14 protein-coding genes and 1 pseudogene are annotated in these 15,619 nt (G+C 71.1%); 7 read left to right on the top strand and 8 right to left on the bottom strand.

Going from position 1 to position 15,619, the window contains the following annotated elements; all coding sequences use genetic code 11:
* Positions 1–46: 46 nt before the first annotated feature.
* Both OG607_RS12490 and OG607_RS12485 read right to left on the bottom strand, forming a co-directional pair.
* The gene (locus OG607_RS12490; protein ID WP_405722545.1) at positions 47–1,411 is read right to left on the bottom strand and encodes an aspartate aminotransferase family protein; all 1,365 of its coding nucleotides are present in this window, start codon (positions 1,409–1,411) and stop codon (positions 47–49) included.
* A gap of 2 nt (positions 1,412–1,413) precedes the next feature.
* Positions 1,414–1,908 carry an Lrp/AsnC family transcriptional regulator gene (locus OG607_RS12485; RefSeq protein ID WP_405722543.1) on the bottom strand — a complete coding sequence of 165 codons (495 nt, stop codon included), beginning with the start codon at positions 1,906–1,908 and terminating at the stop codon, positions 1,414–1,416.
* Positions 1,909–2,090: 182 nt separating this feature from the next.
* On the opposite strand from OG607_RS12485, the gene OG607_RS12480 reads away from it, so the two are divergent.
* From OG607_RS12480 to OG607_RS12470, 3 genes are read left to right on the top strand one after another with little or no spacing between them, the layout of a single operon-like run.
* Positions 2,091–3,527: a gamma-aminobutyraldehyde dehydrogenase gene (locus OG607_RS12480; RefSeq protein WP_405722541.1), complete on the top strand. Its 1,437-nt coding sequence runs from the start codon at positions 2,091–2,093 to the stop codon at positions 3,525–3,527.
* Positions 3,528–3,559: 32 nt separating this feature from the next.
* Entirely contained in the window at positions 3,560–3,886 is a 327-nt protein-coding gene (locus OG607_RS12475) for a hypothetical protein (RefSeq protein ID WP_405722539.1), read from the top strand.
* 43 nt (positions 3,887–3,929) lie between these two features.
* Positions 3,930–4,418, top strand: a complete 489-nt coding sequence (locus OG607_RS12470; protein ID WP_405722537.1) for a hypothetical protein — start codon at positions 3,930–3,932, stop codon at positions 4,416–4,418.
* A 116-nt stretch (positions 4,419–4,534) separates the two neighbouring features.
* Here OG607_RS12470 and OG607_RS12465 read toward each other — a convergent pair.
* The 3 genes and pseudogenes from OG607_RS12465 to OG607_RS12455 form a co-directional block, all read right to left on the bottom strand.
* A pseudogene (locus tag OG607_RS12465) lies at positions 4,535–5,566 on the bottom strand (serine hydrolase domain-containing protein); the annotation flags it as partial.
* Positions 5,567–5,684: 118 nt separating this feature from the next.
* Positions 5,685–6,350 carry a response regulator gene (locus OG607_RS12460; RefSeq protein ID WP_405722535.1) on the bottom strand — a complete coding sequence of 222 codons (666 nt, stop codon included), beginning with the start codon at positions 6,348–6,350 and terminating at the stop codon, positions 5,685–5,687.
* Positions 6,347–7,495 carry a sensor histidine kinase gene (locus OG607_RS12455; RefSeq protein ID WP_405722533.1) on the bottom strand — a complete coding sequence of 383 codons (1,149 nt, stop codon included), beginning with the start codon at positions 7,493–7,495 and terminating at the stop codon, positions 6,347–6,349. The genes OG607_RS12460 and OG607_RS12455 overlap by 4 nt, the downstream gene beginning before the upstream one ends.
* A gap of 85 nt (positions 7,496–7,580) precedes the next feature.
* On the opposite strand from OG607_RS12455, the gene OG607_RS12450 reads away from it, so the two are divergent.
* Positions 7,581–8,738, top strand: coding sequence for a spermidine/putrescine ABC transporter substrate-binding protein (locus OG607_RS12450; protein ID WP_405722530.1), 1,158 nt, complete (start codon positions 7,581–7,583; stop codon positions 8,736–8,738).
* Here the strand turns inward: OG607_RS12450 and OG607_RS12445 are convergent.
* Both OG607_RS12445 and OG607_RS12440 read right to left on the bottom strand, forming a co-directional pair.
* Positions 8,680–9,423 carry a glycerophosphodiester phosphodiesterase gene (locus tag OG607_RS12445; protein WP_405736711.1) on the bottom strand — a complete coding sequence of 248 codons (744 nt, stop codon included), beginning with the start codon at positions 9,421–9,423 and terminating at the stop codon, positions 8,680–8,682. The two genes, OG607_RS12450 and OG607_RS12445, sit on opposite strands and share 59 nt — an antisense overlap.
* A complete protein-coding gene (locus OG607_RS12440; protein ID WP_405722528.1) occupies positions 9,402–10,442 on the bottom strand; it encodes an adenosine deaminase in 1,041 nt (346 codons plus the stop codon). The genes OG607_RS12445 and OG607_RS12440 overlap by 22 nt, the downstream gene beginning before the upstream one ends.
* A gap of 125 nt (positions 10,443–10,567) precedes the next feature.
* Between OG607_RS12440 and OG607_RS12435 the strand changes: the two genes are divergently transcribed.
* The 3 genes from OG607_RS12435 to OG607_RS12425 are packed head-to-tail and all read left to right on the top strand — an operon-like array spanning position 10,568 to position 13,867.
* On the top strand, positions 10,568–11,758 hold the full coding sequence (locus tag OG607_RS12435) for a DUF4352 domain-containing protein (protein ID WP_405722526.1): 1,191 nt from the start codon (positions 10,568–10,570) through the stop codon (positions 11,756–11,758).
* Between the two features lie 43 nt (positions 11,759–11,801).
* Positions 11,802–12,422, top strand: a complete 621-nt coding sequence (locus tag OG607_RS12430; RefSeq protein ID WP_405722524.1) for a TetR/AcrR family transcriptional regulator — start codon at positions 11,802–11,804, stop codon at positions 12,420–12,422.
* Entirely contained in the window at positions 12,419–13,867 is a 1,449-nt protein-coding gene (locus OG607_RS12425; protein ID WP_405722522.1) for an MFS transporter, read from the top strand. Before OG607_RS12430 ends, OG607_RS12425 begins: the two co-directional genes overlap by 4 nt.
* Here the strand turns inward: OG607_RS12425 and OG607_RS12420 are convergent.
* Entirely contained in the window at positions 13,804–15,435 is a 1,632-nt protein-coding gene (locus OG607_RS12420) for a PucR family transcriptional regulator (protein WP_405722520.1), read from the bottom strand. The genes OG607_RS12425 and OG607_RS12420 overlap by 64 nt on opposite strands.
* Positions 15,436–15,619: the final 184 nt, after the last annotated feature.

Below are 15,619 nucleotides of genomic sequence, written 5' to 3'. Positions count from 1 at the left end.
CGCAATGCGTGCCCCGGGCCCCGTTCCCGTCGTTTCGGCGGACCGCTCAGAGCTTGGTCCAGGCCTCCGTGAGCACCGAGCGCAGGATGCCCTCGATCTCGTTGAAGACGGCCTGGTCCGAGATCAGCGGCGGCGCGAGCTGCACGACCGGGTCGCCACGGTCGTCGGCGCGGCAGTACAGGCCGTTGTCGTAGAGGGCCTTGGAGAGGAAACCGTAGAGGACGCGCTCGGTCTCCTCGTCGGTGAAGGTCTCCTTCGTGGCCTTGTCCTTCACCAGCTCGATGCCGTAGAAGAAGCCGTTCCCGCGCACGTCGCCGACGATCGGGAGGTCGTGGAGCTTCTTGAGGGTGTCGAAGAAGGCGCCCTCGTTGTCGAGCACGTGCTGGTTGAGGCCCTCGCGCTCGAAGATGTCGAGGTTGGCGATGCCGACGGCGGCAGAGACCGGGTGGCCGCCGAAGGTGTAGCCGTGCAGGAAGGTGTTCTCGCCCTTGTAGAAGGGCTCGGCGATGCGGTCGGAGATGATGCAGGCGCCGATGGGGGAGTAGCCGGAGGTCATGCCCTTGGCGCAGGTGATCATGTCCGGGACGTAGTCGAACTTGTCGCAGGCGAACATGGTGCCGAGCCGCCCGAAGGCGCAGATGACCTCGTCCGAGACCAGCAGCACGTCGTACTGGTCGCAGATCTCGCGCACCCGCTGGAAGTAGCCGGGCGGCGGCGGGAAGCAGCCGCCGGCGTTCTGCACGGGCTCCAGGAAGACGGCCGCGACGGTCTCGGGGCCCTCGAAGAGGATCTCCTGCTCGATCTGGTCGGCGGCCCAGCGGCCGAAGGCCTCGGGGTCGTCGCCGTGGATCGGGGCGCGGTAGATGTTGGTGTTGGGCACCTTGTGCGCGCCGGGGACCAGCGGCTCGAAGGGGGCCTTGAGAGCCGGCAGGCCGGTGATGGACAGGGCGCCCTGCGGGGTGCCGTGGTAGGCGACGGCCCGGGAGATGACCTTGTACTTGGTGTGCTTGCCGACGAGCTTGAAGTACTGCTTGGCGAGCTTCCAGGCGGTCTCGACGGCCTCGCCGCCGCCGGTGGTGAAGAAGACCTTGTTGAGGTCGCCGGGGGCGTAGTCCGCCAGCCGCGCGGCCAGCTCTACGGCCTTGGGGTGGGCGTAGCTCCACACCGGGAAGAAGGCGAGCTCCTGGGCCTGCTTGTAGGCGGCCTCGGCGAGCTCGTGGCGCCCGTGGCCGGCGTTGACGACGAAGAGGCCGGACAGGCCGTCGACGTAGCGCTTGCCCTTGTCGTCGTAGATGTACGTGCCCTCGCCGCGCACGATGGTCGGCACAGGGGCGTTCTCGTACGACGACATGCGGGTGAAGTGCATCCACAGGTGGTCGTACGCGGTCTTGGAGAGGTCCGCGTTCGTCATGGCTATCTGGTTCCCCAGGTGTAGGTCTGCTTCCGGAGCTTCATGTAGACGAAGCTCTCGGTGGACCGCACGCCGGGCAGCGTGCGGATCCGCTTGTTGATGGTCTCCAGAAGGTGATCGTCGTCCTCGCAGACGACCTCGATCAGCAGATCGAAGGAGCCGGCGGTGACGACGACATAGTCGACCTCCTCCATCTCGGCCAGCGCGTCGGCGACGGGTTCGATGTCGCCCTGGACGTTGACGCCGACCATCGCCTGCCGACGGAACCCCAGGGTGAGGGGGTCGGTGACGGCGACGATCTGCATGACGCCCTGGTCGAGCAGCTTCTGGACGCGCTGTCGCACGGCCGCTTCGGAAAGGCCCACGGCCTTGCCGATGGCGGCGTAGGGACGGCGGCCGTCCTCCTGCAGTTGTTCGATGATCGCCTTGGAGACGGAGTCGATCGCCGGAGCGGTGCCGTTGGCGGTGCTCTTGGGATCCGGAGTGCGAGTGGCCACGTGCCCCACTGTGCATGAGAGGTCGGCCGTCACGCAACCCCCGATCGATGAAATTCGTGGTTAAGAGGGTCCAATGGCGCGGATTCCATTGTTTCGGAGTGGCAGGTATGTCGAATACGGCAGTGTTACGGCTAGGCTGGGGTCTGTCTCACCGATCGGACACAGGACAGGGAGAGGTTGCAGTGAGCGAGCTCCGTAATCTGCGCAACTACATCAACGGAGAATTCCGCGACGCCGCTGACGGGCGGACCACGGATGTGGTCAACCCGGCCACGGGCGAGGTCTACGCGACCGCCCCGCTGTCCGCAGCCGCCGACGTCGACGCGGCGATGGCCGCGGCCGCCGCGGCGTTCCCGGCCTGGCGCGACACCACGCCCTCCGAGCGGCAGAAGGCGCTGCTGAAGATCGCCGACGCGATCGAGGCCCGGGCGGACGAGCTCGTCGCGGTGGAGAGCGAGAACACCGGCAAGCCGCTCGGCCTCACGGCGAGCGAGGAGATCCCGCCGATGGTCGACCAGATCCGCTTCTTCGCCGGCGCCGCCCGCCTGCTGGAGGGCCGCTCCGCCGGCGAGTACATGGAGGGCATGACCTCCATCGTGCGCCGCGAGCCCGTGGGCGTCTGCGCGCAGGTCGCGCCCTGGAACTACCCGATGATGATGGCCGTGTGGAAGTTCGCCCCGGCCATCGCCGCCGGCAACACGGTGGTTCTGAAGCCCTCCGACACCACCCCGGCCTCCACCGTGCTGCTCGCCGAGATCCTCGGCTCCGTTCTGCCGGCCGGCGTCTTCAACGTCATCTGCGGCGACCGCGACACCGGCCGCGCCATGGTCGAGCACCCCACCCCCGCGATGGCCTCCATCACCGGCTCAGTACGCGCCGGCATCCAGGTCGCCGAGTCCGCCTCCAAGGACGTCAAGCGCGTCCACCTGGAGCTCGGCGGCAAGGCCCCGGTCGTCGTCTTCGCCGACACCGACATCGCCAAGGCCGTCGAGGACATCTCCGTGGCCGGTTACTTCAACGCCGGCCAGGACTGCACCGCCGCCACCCGCGTCCTCGTCCAGGACTCCATCCACGACGAGTTCGTCGCCGCCCTCGCCAAGGCCGCCGCCGACACCAAGACCGGCGCCGCCGACGACGAGGACGTCCTGTACGGGCCGCTCAACAACGCCAACCAGCTGGCCCAGGTCACCGGCTTCGTCGAGAGGCTTCCCGCGCACGCCAAGATCGAGTCCGGCGGCCACCGCGTCGGCGAAGTCGGCTACTTCTACGCCCCCACCGTCGTCTCCGGCCTCAAGCAGGACGACGAGATCATCCAGAACGAGGTCTTCGGGCCCGTCATCACCGTCCAGCGCTTCACCGACGAGGACCAGGCGGTGGAGTGGGCCAACGGCGTCGACTACGCCCTCGCCTCCTCGGTGTGGACCAAGGACCACGGGCGCGCGATGCGCATGTCGAAGCGGCTGGACTTCGGGTGTGTGTGGATCAACACCCACATCCCGCTCGTCGCGGAGATGCCCCACGGCGGCTTCAAGAAGTCCGGCTACGGCAAGGACCTGTCGGCGTACGGGTTCGAGGACTACACGCGCATCAAGCACGTCATGACGTCCCTGGACGGCTGATCCGGCAACGCGACGGGGGCCGGGTCACGGACGTGACCCGGCCCCCGGTCGCTTCGTTGGACCACGCGGCTGCGCAGACGCTGACCGACGGGATCGATATGGCCGAGAGCGACATGCTGACTCTGGACGTGCTGTTCGACCGTCTGGAGCAGATGCCGGTCCCCGAGGGCTACAAGGTCGAGATCGTCGGGGGTTCCATCTTCCTGCCGCCGCAATGCAGGCAGCACTGGGACATCATCACCAATCCGGTGGACAGCGAGTACAAGGACGAGGTGACCGTCACCTTCGGCAAGCCGCTCGACCTCACCGACACCGTCGTGGGACTGACCCTGACCACCGACGACTTCGAGGACGACTGACCCGCCCTAAAACCGCCGCGCAGGCGGGCGTACGCTCGCGATCATGGAGGACCGAAGAGCCGCCGCCCTTGAGCGGCGCATACGTGTCTGGCTGGTCGTGTTCGTCGTCTGCCTCGTGCTGAGCGGCCTGACCGCCTTCCCCCTCGTCCACGAAGTGCGCTGGCTGGACGGGATGGGCCTGCCGGCTGGCCTCGGCGACTGGATCTCCCGGGTCAGGGAAGGCCTGGAGGCGACCGACGCCAAGTACCCGTTCGTGCTGTACGGGACGGACTGGCTGGCGTTCGCGCATCTGGTGATCGCGGTGGCGTTCTACGGGGTGTACCGGGATCCGGTCCGCAACATCTGGGTGGTCGAGTTCGGGATGATCGCGTGCGGCGGGATCATCCCGCTGGCGCTGATCTGCGGACCGATCCGGGGGATCCCGTTCTGGTGGACGGTGATCGACATGTCGTTCGGCGTCTTCGGCGTCATCCCGCTGTACGGCCTGCGCAGGATGATCAAGCGCTTGGAGACGTACGGCCTCGCGGCCTGACCCTCCAGCGCGGCGAGGACGATCGGCAGCGTCCGGGGGTTGCCGGTCTTGGACTTTGCGTCGGTCGAGTTGACCGAGAAGACCAGTGTGCGGTCGATACGGCCGTGGGCGTCGAGCGTCGCGGCGACGACCGTGGAGTAGCCCCAGCGCTCACCGGACTTGCCGTAGGCGACCGTGCCGTCGGGGAGCACGATGCGGGACATGCCCATGGTGTAGGCGGCGCCGTCGATGCCGTCCGGGACCTGGAGCATGTGCTGGAACTGGGCCTTGGGGACGATGCGGCCGCTGAAGAGAGCGGTGGTGAAACGCTCCAGGTCGGCGGCGCTGGAGATGATGTTGCCGGCGGCCCAGCCCTCGGTGACATTCCAGTCGGTGACGTCGACCAGGCCGGAGTCGGTGGTCTGGTAGCCGAGGTTGTGCGGGCCGAGGATGCGCGGGTCGTCGCCGGGGAAGTACGTGTCGCGCAGGTGGAGCGGGGTGAGGATGCGCCGCTGGACCTGGTGCTCGTAGGAGGTGCCGGTGAGCTTCTCGATGAGCAGGCCGAGGACCGTGTAGTTGATGTTCAGGTAGTGCTGCGCGGTGCCCGGGGCGAACTCCAGGGGCTTGGCGGCGGCTGAGGCGACCAGTTCCTGAGGTGTGTGGGAGTCGAAGCGGTTGGCGTACCAGTCGGCGAAGGTGTCGCCCGGGATGTCGGCGGGCTGGATGCCACTGGTGTGGTTGAGCAGCTGGGCGACGGTGATGGACGGCCGGTCGGCCGGGAAGAGGCCCGGCAGGTAGTCCTGTACGGGACGGTCGAGGGCGACGCGGTGCTCGGCCACGAGCTGGAGGACGACGGAGGCCGTGAAGACCTTGGTCACGCTGCCCGCGCGGAAGCGGCCGTCGGCGATGGCCTTGCGGCCGGTCGCGATGTCGTGGACGCCGCTGACACCGCGCCAGGTGCCGTCCCGGCCGGAGACCCGGACGACGGCGGCCGTGGCGTCGGCGGCGGGCAGGTCGGCGATGGCCTGCCAGAGGGCGGCGGTGTCCAGGGCCGACGCCGGTGCGGCGGCTGCCCGAGGGGAGGAGGCCAGGGCGGGGACGGCGGGGCCGGTCACCACGGCGAGAGCCAGGGCGGCGGCGAGGGCGGTGCGGCGGGTGCGGGAGCTCATCTGCGGTCTCCGGAGGGGAAGTCGGTGAGTGCTGCTTGCTGACGACTCCCATCCTGTTGATCACCGGGCCGCCGCGGATCGCCGGAGCGAGCGGTCTTCCCGGGCGGGCGGCTCCCTCCTACGGGGGATCTCCGGCGGCGATCAGCCCGGTCTCGTACGCGCAGATCGCCGCCTGTACGCGGTCGCGCAGTCCGAGCTTCGACAGGACGCTGCTGACATGCGTCTTGACGGTGTGTTCGCTCACCACCAGCGCCGCCGCGATCTCCGCGTTGGACAGCCCCCGGCCGAGCAGTTCCAGGGTCTCGCGCTCCCGGGTGGTCAGCACATCGAGCCGGCGGCGGTGGTCGGGGGAGGGGCGCCGGCCGCGCCGGGTGTAGTCGGTGACCAGCCGTCGGGCCACGGAGGGGGCGAGCAGCGAGTCGCCGGCCGCCACGACCCGTACGGCGTGCACGAGATCGTCGCGGCGGACGTCCTTGAGGAGGAAGCCGCTGGCACCCGCGTGCAGCGCCTCGTAGACATACTCGTCGGAGTCGAAGGTGGTCAGCATGACCACACGGCATGCGAACGCGGCGCAGATCGCACGACAGGCCTCGATGCCGTCGGTGCCCGGCATCCGGATGTCGAGCAGGGCGACCTCGGGGGAGTGGCGGCGGACCGCCTCCACCGCCGCCGCGCCGTCGCCCGCCTCGGCGACGACCTCGATGTCCGGCTGTGCGTCCAGGATCATCGCGAAGCCGCTGCGCACCAGTTCCTGGTCGTCGGCCACCACCACACGGATCGTCAACTCCCCACCCCCTGCCGGGATTCTACGAGGGGAATCGACGCCGCGACCTCGAAGCCCTGCCCGCCGGGACCCGGGCCGGTGCGGGCGGTGCCGCCGTGCGCGACGGCGCGTTCGCGGATACCGATCAGACCGTGGCCCGGGACCGCGGCGCCTCCCGCCGGACCGCGGCCGTCGTCCGTGACGGTCAGGGCGAGCACATCCGTGCCGTAGCCGAGGCGGACCGTGATCCGGCTTGCGCATGCATGCCGCACGGCGTTGGTCAGCGCCTCCTGGACGATACGGAAGGCCGTGGCCTGCACATCGAGCGGTAGCGGCCGCACCTCGCCGGTGGTGGCGTACGAGACCGGGGTGCCGCTGCCGGACACCCGCTCCACCAGCGCGGGCAGTTCGGCCAGCAGCGGCTGCGGCTCGCGCGGACCGGGGGCGGAGCCGGGCGCGTCCTCGCGCAGCACGCCGAGGATCCGGCGCAGCTGGGTCATGGCCTCCCGCCCGGTCTCCGAGATCGCTTCGAAGGCGGCCTCGGCCCGCTCCGGTGCGGCCCGCACCGCGATCGGCCCGGCCTCGGCCTGGACCACCATCAGGGCCACGGAGTGGGACAGGATGTCGTGCATCTCCCGGGCGATCCTGGCGCGTTCGCGGGCCGCCGCCTGCTCGGCCTCCACGCGCTGCGCGCGCAGCCTGCTGCGGCCGAGCACGTAGGCGCCGAAGAAGACGAAGAGCGTGAAGAGCAGCTCCCGTACCTCCCCGGTGTTGAGCCGTACCCCGATGGTGATCACAGGCATGGCGATCACCAGCATCGCGAGGCGCGGCCGTGGCGGCGAGAGCACGGCGACGGTGTAGACGGCGATCAGCCCCGCGTACGGCATGGGCTGCCCGGGCCCGTCCAGCACCGCCTTGTAGAGGAACTGGGCCGCCGAGATGGCGGCCAGCACGGTGATGGGCGCCTTCCGCCGCCAGACCAGCGGCAGGACGCCCAGCGTGGTCATGCCGTACGCCGCCCATGACACCGGGGGCAGCTGCGGCGTGCGCGGAATGACGAAGGGCATGGTGACCGCGAGCTGCACCAGCACCGCGATGCCGGTGTCCACGACGCGCGGATCGGCGGTGCGCAGGCGGCGTATGAGATGTCCGGTGTTGTGTCCCACGGCCGACACATTGTCAGAGGCGCGCGGCCGGCGCTGACGGATCGGCGGTTGCACAGGGTGATGTTCAGGCCCCAGGCTTGCGCGCATGGCTGATCTCACTCGACGTACGGCGCTGGTGGGCATGCTCGCGGCGCTGACCGGATGCGGGGTGCCGCCCGCCTACATCGCGGCGAACAGGCGCGCCGCGCAGGACCGGTCGGCCACCGACAAGAGGATCGCCTTCGCGAACTGGCCGCTCTACATCGATGTGGACGAGGACGACGCGAAGCGGCGGCCGACCCTGGAGGCCTTCGAGAAGCACACCGGCATTCAGGTCGAATACACCGAGGAGATCAACGACAACAACGAGTTCTTCGGCAAGATCGGCCCCACCCTGATGACCCACCACGACCCGGGGCGGGATCTGATCGTCATCAGCGACTGGATGTGCGCCCGGTTCGTCGGTCTCGGCTGGGTTCAGCAGATGGACCGGGCCCGGCAGCCGCATGTCACCGAATACCTGGACCCGCTGCTGCGCGATCCGGCCTTCGACCCGGGCCGCAAGTACACCGTGCCGTGGCAGTCCGGCATCACCGGGATCGCGTACAACCGCAAGGCGCTCGGCCGCGAGATCAGGCAGGTGTCCGACCTGTGGGCGGACGACCTGCGCGGGCAGGTGACCCTGCTGTCCGGGATGGACGAGGCCTTCGCGCTGCTCATGCAGGGCAACGGTGTCGACATCCGGCACTGGAAGGTGTCCGACTTCCACAAGGTCATCGACCAGCTGCGGACTCTGGTGAGCGGTAATCACATACGCCGCTTCACCGGCAACGACTACACCAAGGACCTGTCGTCCGGCGATGTGCTGGCCTGCCAGGCCTACTCCGGCGACGTGATCCAGCTCCAGGCGGACAACCCGGACATAGAGTTCGTCGTCCCCGACGAGGGCGCCGAGCTGTGGGCGGACAGCCTCATGATCCCCAACCTGGCCGAGCACAAGCGCAACGCCGAGCGGCTGATCGACTACTACTACGAGCCCGAGGTCGCCGCCGAGCTGGCCGCCTGGGTCAACTACGTCTGCCCGGTCCCTGCGGCCCGCGAGGTGCTCGCCTCCAGCAAGGACAAGGACACGGCGGCGCTGGCCGAGGACCCGCTGATCTTCCCGGACGACAGCATGCGCAAGCGGCTTTTCATCGCCCGCGACATCACCGCCGCCGAGCGCCCGGAGCTGGAGAACGAGTGGGAGCAGCTGGTGGGCCGTTGACGTCGTCGGTCTTGTCCGCGTCGTCCGCCATGAGCTGCCTGCGCAGGACGCCGATCCGGTTGGTGGTGATCGCGTCGACGCCGAGCCGCTCCAGCCTGCGCATGACGCGCCGGGTGTCCACCGTCCACGCCGCCACCAGCAGCCCGTGGCCGTGCGCCCACCCGACCAGTCCGGCGGTCACCAGCCCGAAGCGCGGATTGATCCAGCGCGGCCGCACCTCCGCCAGCAGCAGGGGGGGCAGCGGCGCCGCCGTCTTCCAGGTCAGCGCGATCTCGGCGGCCGGGTCCCGGTCCCGTACCGCGAGCATGGCGTCGGCCTCGCCGCAGTAGTACGTACGCTCCTGGGCCCCGGCATCGCGCACGGCGGCCAGCACCGGGGCCACCGAGGCGGCCTCGGTGAGGTCGAGCAGTGCTCGGGCGCCCTCGGTGGCGGCGAGCGCGGCGTGCAGGGCGGGGATCCCGGCGGGCAGGCGGTCGGCGGTGACCTCGGCGAGTGTGTCCCGGCCGCCCCACAGCCGCTTCAGCGTGGGGTCGTGCAGAAGCACCGGTACGCCGTCGGCGGTGAGGCGTACGTCCATCTCCACCGCGTCCGCCCCCGCGCGCACGGCGCTGCGCAGCGAGGGCAGGGTGTTCTCGCGGTACCGGTACGGATCGCCGCGATGGGCTACGGCCTGGATGACCACGATGCCGTGTACGCGTCGATCTCGGCGGCGAGCCGCGCCTTGCCGGGGGCGTCCAGGAAGGAGGCCTCGACGGCGTTCTTGGCCAGGGCGGCCAGGCCGGTCTCGTCCAGGTCCAGGAGGCGGGCGGCGACCGCGTACTCGGTGTTGAGGTCGGTGCCGAACATCGGCGGGTCGTCGCTGTTGATGGTGACCAGGACGCCGGCCGCGACCATGTCCTTGATCGGGTGCTCGTCCAGCGTGCGCACCGCGCGCGTCGCGATGTTGGAGGTCGGGCAGACCTCCAGGGGGATGCGGTGCTCGGCGAGGTGCTCCAGCAGGCGCGGGTCCTGGGTGGCGCTGGTGCCGTGGCCGATGCGCTCCGCGCGCAGGTGGTTCAGCGCGTCCCAGATCGTCTCCGGTCCGGTGGTCTCGCCCGCGTGGGGCACGCTGCGCAGGCCGGCCGCGATCGCGCGGTCGAAGTGCGGCTTGAACTGGGGGCGCGGGACACCGATCTCGGGCCCGCCGAGGCCGAAGCTCACCAGCCCCTCGGGCCGCAGGTCGACCGCGAGGCGGGCGGTTTCCTCGGCGGCGGTCAGCCCGGCCTCGCCGGGGATGTCGAAGCACCAGCGCAGGACGACGCCGAGCTCGGACTCGGCCGCCTTGCGGGCGTCCTCGATCGCCTCCATGAAGGCGACGTCGGGGATGCCGCGCCGTACCGAGCTGTAGGGGGAGACGGTCAGCTCGGCGTAGCGGATGTTCTGGCGGGCCATGTCGCGGGCGACCTCGTAGGTCAGCAGCCGTACGTCCTCGGCGTCGCGGATCAGGTCGACGACGGAGAGGTAGATCTCGACGAAGTGCGCGAAGTCCTTGAAGGTGAAGTACTCCGCGAGCGCGGCCGGGTCGGCCGGGACCCTGGAGTCCGGGTGCCGGGCGGCCAGTTCGGCGACGATCCGGGGGGAGGCGGAGCCGACGTGGTGGACGTGGAGCTCGGCCTTGGGAAGCCCCGCGATGAAGGGGGCGAGGGCGGTCGCGGTGTCGGGCATGCGGTGATCCTCCTGCGGGCTTCGGCCGGGGCTGCGGCTGCCCGCTCATCGTAATCGCGGAATTGATCGCGCCCGGTGTCAGACGCAGGCCATAGCATTGCCCGACGTAGCAGAGGAAGGCGCAGATGTCCGAGTCCGACGAGCCAGACAAGCCCGATAACCCCGCCCCGCGCGACCCCTGGGCACCCCCGGCGGAGCCCGAGCGGGAGCAGCCCGCGCCGCCGCCCGCGCCGATGCCCGCGGATGCGGCTCCGGTGGCCGCGGCTCCGGCCGACGCCGCGCCGGCCGATGCCGAACCGGCGCCCGCCGCCCAGCCGGTCGGGCTTGCCAAGCCTTCCCCTCTGCCCCCGTCGCCCGGGCTGCCCGAGGCGCCCACCGGCTTCGCCCTGCCCGGTGCCGACGCCCCGGCGGGCGGACCGTCCCCGGCGGGCGGACCGCCCCCGGTCCCCGGTCCGGCCTTCCCTCCCGGGCCGGAGTTCGGATCATCGGCCATGCCCCCGCCCCCGCCGCCGGGCAGCGTTCCCTACGGCCAGCCGATGCCGTATCCGCCCTACGGCGGCTACCCGGGCTACCCCGGCTACCCCATGTCCCCCTACGGCGTCTGGCCCCCGCCGACCGCGCGCAACGGCTTCGGCACCACCGCGATGGTCCTCGGCATCGTGGGTGCCGTCCTCGGCATAGCCTGCTTCGGCGCCGTCCTCGGGCTCCCCCTGGGCATCGCCGCGATCGTCTTCGGCATCATCGGGCTCCGCCTCGCCAACCGCGGCGAGGCCACCAACCGCTCGCAGGCACTCACCGGGCTGATCCTCGGCATCGTGTCCAGCCTCGTCTCGGCCGCGATGATCGCGTTCTTCGTCACCGGCATCATGACCGGCTTCTTCGACGGCCTCGACGAGGGCAGCGGCGACACCATCAGCGCCGACGGCGGCTACTACGACGACCCCCTGCACGAGGGGAGCGGCGCCACCTACGACGACGGTCTCGTGGTCACGGTCACCTCGGTCGAGCCCACTTCCGCCCTGGAGGGCGTCACGGACGGCGGCAGTGCGCTGACCTTCACCGTCACGGTGGTGAACAACGGCGACAGCACCTCGGACCTCGACGGCAGCGAGATCAACGCCTACGCCGACTCCGACGATGACGACCCCCTGCAGGACATGTCCATGGACGACGGTTTCACCGGCGACCTGAAGCCCGACGGAACACTGAGCACCACGGTCGTCGTCATCGTCCCCGACACCGACGACGGCACGATTCAGCTGGAGATAGCCCCGGGGTACGACTACGACTACGCGTACTGGGAAGTCGGCGCCTGACCGGCGCGTAGACACTGTCTACGCGCTCTGGTAGACAGTGCCCATGGATGAGCCGGACACGGGCATGCGCGCCCGCCTGATCGAGGCCGGGGTCGAACTGCTTGGCAGGGAAGGGGCGCAGTCGCTGACTCTGCGCGAGATCGCCCGGCAGGCCGGGGTCTCGCACGGGGCTCCGCGCCGCTACTTCCCGACGCATCTGTCCCTGCTGTCAGCCATCGCGCGGGAGGGCTTCACCGCCCTGACCGCCCAGGTGACGGAGGCGCTCGGCGAAAGCCGAATCGGCGCCGACGCGGACGTCGGCGCCGACGCCGACGTCCGCGGTCAGCTCGCGGCGCTGGGGCGGATCTACCTCCACTTCGCACTGGCCAACCGGGGCATGTTCGAGCTGATGTTCCGTCACGATCTGCTGGAGAGCAACGAGCTCGGCCTGCGCGAAACCAGCCTGCCGCTGTTCACCGTCCTTGTGGACCTCGTCGCCCGGGCACGGCACCTGCCGGGCGACGAGGCGCGGGTGGCAGCCGGCGCGCTGTGGGCGAACCTGCACGGCATCGCCCAGCTGTGGGCCTGGGGCAGCCTCCCGCTCGCGGCGGGGGCCGACGGCGTCGAATCGCTGCTGCGGGCCGCGCTGGACGCGCACCTCGGCGCGGCGCCGGCGCGCTCATGAGCCCAGCAGTCATGAGCCCGGCGCCGCACCGGTGCCTCGTCCTCGCCGGCAGCATCACCGGGGCCGTGATCGTCGCCCTGGACGGCACCGTGCTGACCGTCGCGCAGCCCACCATGCAGCGGGATCTGCACGCCTCGGTCGGGCAGATCCAGTGGACCAGCACCGGATACCTCATCGCCGTGGCGAGCCTGCTCGTCCTCGCCGGCCGTCTCGGCGACCGGTACGGCCACCGGCGGGTGTTCGCCGCCGGGATCCTGGGATTCGGCGTCACCTCCGCTGGCATCGGCCTCGCCCCCGGCGTCGGCTGGGTGATCGGACTGCGCGTCGCACAGGGCGTCTGCGGGGCGCTGCTGCAGCCGGCCACCCTCGGCATGCTGCGCGCCGCGTACCCGCCCGACCGGCTCGGCATGCCCATCGCGCTGCGCACCAGCGCCATCGGGGTGGCGGCCGCGGCGGGCCCCGTCGTCGGCGGGGCGCTGACCGACTGGCTGGGCTGGCGGGCGGTCTTCTTCCTCAACGTCGTGCCCGGGCTCGTGACCGGGCTGCTGGCGCTGGCCGTCGTCCGGGTCCCGGAGCCCGCGCGGGTGAGCGGGGTCCGGCTCGACCTGCCGGGCGCCCTGCTGCTGGCGGTGGCTCTGGTGTGCCTGGTCCACACCCTCGTCGGGATTCCGGAGACCGGGTGGACTACGGCGACCACGCTCGGGCTGGCGGGGGCGGCGGCCGCCGCAGGCGCGTTCGTACGGCATGTGTGGCGCGGCGCGAACCCGCTGGTGCCGCCGAGCGTGCTGCGCTCGGCCGCCGTCACCTCGGCGCTCGGCATCCTGGTGTCCGCCTCGGCCTCGATGTTCGGGACCCTGTTCGTCGGCACATGGTTCCTTCAGGACGTCCTCTCACTGGACCCGTTGCGCAGCGGTCTCCGGGTGCTGCCCCTGGCCGCGATGATGGTGCTCGGCGCCCCGGTCGCCGCCGTACTGCTGCGCCGCCACGGACCGCGCCGCACCGCCATGGCGGGGATGGCTCTGCTCGCCCTGGGCGTCCTGGCGTTCTCCCGTCTCGACCGGGCATCGACGGCCGTGACGATGGGCGGCTGCTTCCTCGTAATGGGTGCGGGCTTCGTCACCGTGATGGTCACCGCGACGGCCGTCATCGTGCGCGAGGCGTCGGAGAACCACGCCGGGGTGGCCGGCGGACTCCAGCAGACAGCCATGAACATCGGCCCGGCGCTGGGCGTGGCCGCCGCGACCATGCTGATGAGGCGCGGCGGAGCCTTCGTCCCCGCGATGGGCCCGGCGCTCGCCGTCCTCGCGGCCGTCGCCGTGTCCGGCGCACTGCTGGCCGCCAGGCTGCCCGGACCCGGACCCGGTTCCGTCACCGGGGCCGCTCAGCGGCGCACCGCGTCCAGCGCCAGCAGCGCCACGTGCAGCGAGAGGCAGGACTCGACCTGATCGAGGTCGACGCCGAGGATCCGCTCCACGCGGTGGAGGCGGTCGTAGAAGGAGGGCCGCGACAGATGGGCGGCATCGGCGGCGGCGGACTTGTTGCGCCCGGCGTCGAGATAGACGGTGAGGATGCGGACGAGGTCGGTGCCGTGCTCGGCGTCATGCGCGAGCAGCGGTCCGAGTTCGCGCTCCACGTACGTCTGGAGGCGGGCGTCGTCCCGCAGCAGGTGGAGCAGCCCGCGCAACCGGACGTCGGGCAGCCGGTAGTACGTACCCGCCTTGCGCCCGCCGTGCAGAGCCGCGTCGGCGACCTGGGCGGCCTCCAGCAGGGTGCGCCGGGCGTCCCGCAGGGAGCCGACCGAGGAACCGGCGGCCATGACGAAGGCGGGCGCCCCGGCGACCGGCTCGGTCAGCCGGTCGAGAGCCGCCGCGAAGCCGTCGAGGGCGGCGTGCTCGTCGTCGGAGGGCCCCAGCGAGACCAGGACCCCGACCGCGCCGTCGTCGAGGGCGCCGGTCAGGGCGCTGAGCCCGCGCTCGCGCACGGCCAGCGCCGCCGTTTCGGTGAAGTCGCGCAGCCGCGCCTGAGCCTCCAGCGCGGCGGAGGCGGGCCCGCCGCGCGGGCGCAGCATGACGCCGACGAGCCGCCGTCCTTCCAGGGGAACCCCCAGCGCCCGCGCGCGCAGGGCGACATCGGACACGGTCAGCGCATGGGTCAGGATCCCGGAGAGCAGGGTGCGGTGGGTCTGCCGCTCCAGCGACTCGCGGTCGCGCTCCAGCAACCGGTTCAGGGCGAGCGTGGCGGCGCCCCGCTCCAGCAGCACGGCATGCGCATGCGGCTCATCGTCGGCGGGCCCGGGCTCGCCGACGATCACGAGGCGGCCCCAGTCGCGCCCGCGCGCACCGACGCCGGTGACGAGCCACCCCGTACGGCTGTCGTGGCCGGTCCGCCCGGCCGGGGTGACACCGCGCGAGCGGCGCTCCCAGCCGTCGAGCAGGGCCTGGGGGTCGCGGCCGGCCGGGTCGAAGGCCAGGACCTGGTAGGAGAGGTTCTCCAGGACGACCGGGGCGCCCGCCATCCGGGCCACCTCGCGGACGACCTCGTCCGGCTCGGCGCCCTCGACGGAGAGCTCGTTGAAGGTCTGGTGCACGGCCTCCGACACGCGCAGCCTGCTGAGCTGGGCATTCACGACATGCGCATGCACGGCTTCGGTGACCGCGACGAACCGCACCTCGGTGCGCAGCACCGCCACCGGCAGCCCGCGCCGCTCGGCGGCCCGCACCAGCGGACGCGGGAGCACCTCCGCGTACCGCCGCCCCAGCTCGACGACGAGCCCGGCCGCGCCGACGTCCGCGAGGTCGTCGATGTAGCGGGCCAGCGCCTCCTTGTCGTCGGGCAGCATCACGCCGGTGGTGAGCACCAGCTCGCCGCCGTGGAGCATGCCCGCGATGTCCGCCAGCTCGCTGATGTGCACCCAGCGCACCGGCCGCTGCAGGCCGGACGCACCGGCCACCACCTGCGGCGCACCGCGCTTCAGTGCGTCGAGTTCCAGGACTTCGGCGACAGTGGGAAACAACGCGTGACCTCCGGTCGGGGCCTGTCCGGCACAGTGTAAAGCTGTTCTCGGCGTAGCTGTCGATGTGTCGGTTGCAGCGCCGCACGGCCTTGGGGCATCGTCCGACGTGCCAGCAAATGAAACACAGATTTCGTCGCTTAACCAAAAGGCAACAACGGAATCCCTTGTTGAGGCACTGCCTCTC

It is taken from the genome of Streptomyces sp. NBC_01537 (assembly GCF_045040445.1).
Lineage (GTDB): Bacteria > Actinomycetota > Actinomycetes > Streptomycetales > Streptomycetaceae > Actinacidiphila.
This window is presented reverse-complemented; position numbering and strand designations above follow the sequence as displayed.

Bases quoted from the DNA above. Each gene is read 5' to 3' on its own strand.
- OG607_RS12490 (WP_405722545.1), bottom strand. From the start codon at position 1,411: ATGACGAACGCGGACCTCTCCAAGACCGCGTACGACCACCTGTGGATG.
- OG607_RS12470 (WP_405722537.1), top strand. From the start codon at position 3,930: ATGGAGGACCGAAGAGCCGCCGCCCTTGAGCGGCGCATACGTGTCTGG.
- OG607_RS12450 (WP_405722530.1), top strand. From the start codon at position 7,581: ATGGCTGATCTCACTCGACGTACGGCGCTGGTGGGCATGCTCGCGGCG.
- OG607_RS12440 (WP_405722528.1), bottom strand. From the start codon at position 10,442: ATGCCCGACACCGCGACCGCCCTCGCCCCCTTCATCGCGGGGCTTCCC.
- OG607_RS12435 (WP_405722526.1), top strand. From the start codon at position 10,568: ATGTCCGAGTCCGACGAGCCAGACAAGCCCGATAACCCCGCCCCGCGC.
- OG607_RS12430 (WP_405722524.1), top strand. From the start codon at position 11,802: ATGGATGAGCCGGACACGGGCATGCGCGCCCGCCTGATCGAGGCCGGG.
- OG607_RS12425 (WP_405722522.1), top strand. From the start codon at position 12,419: ATGAGCCCAGCAGTCATGAGCCCGGCGCCGCACCGGTGCCTCGTCCTC.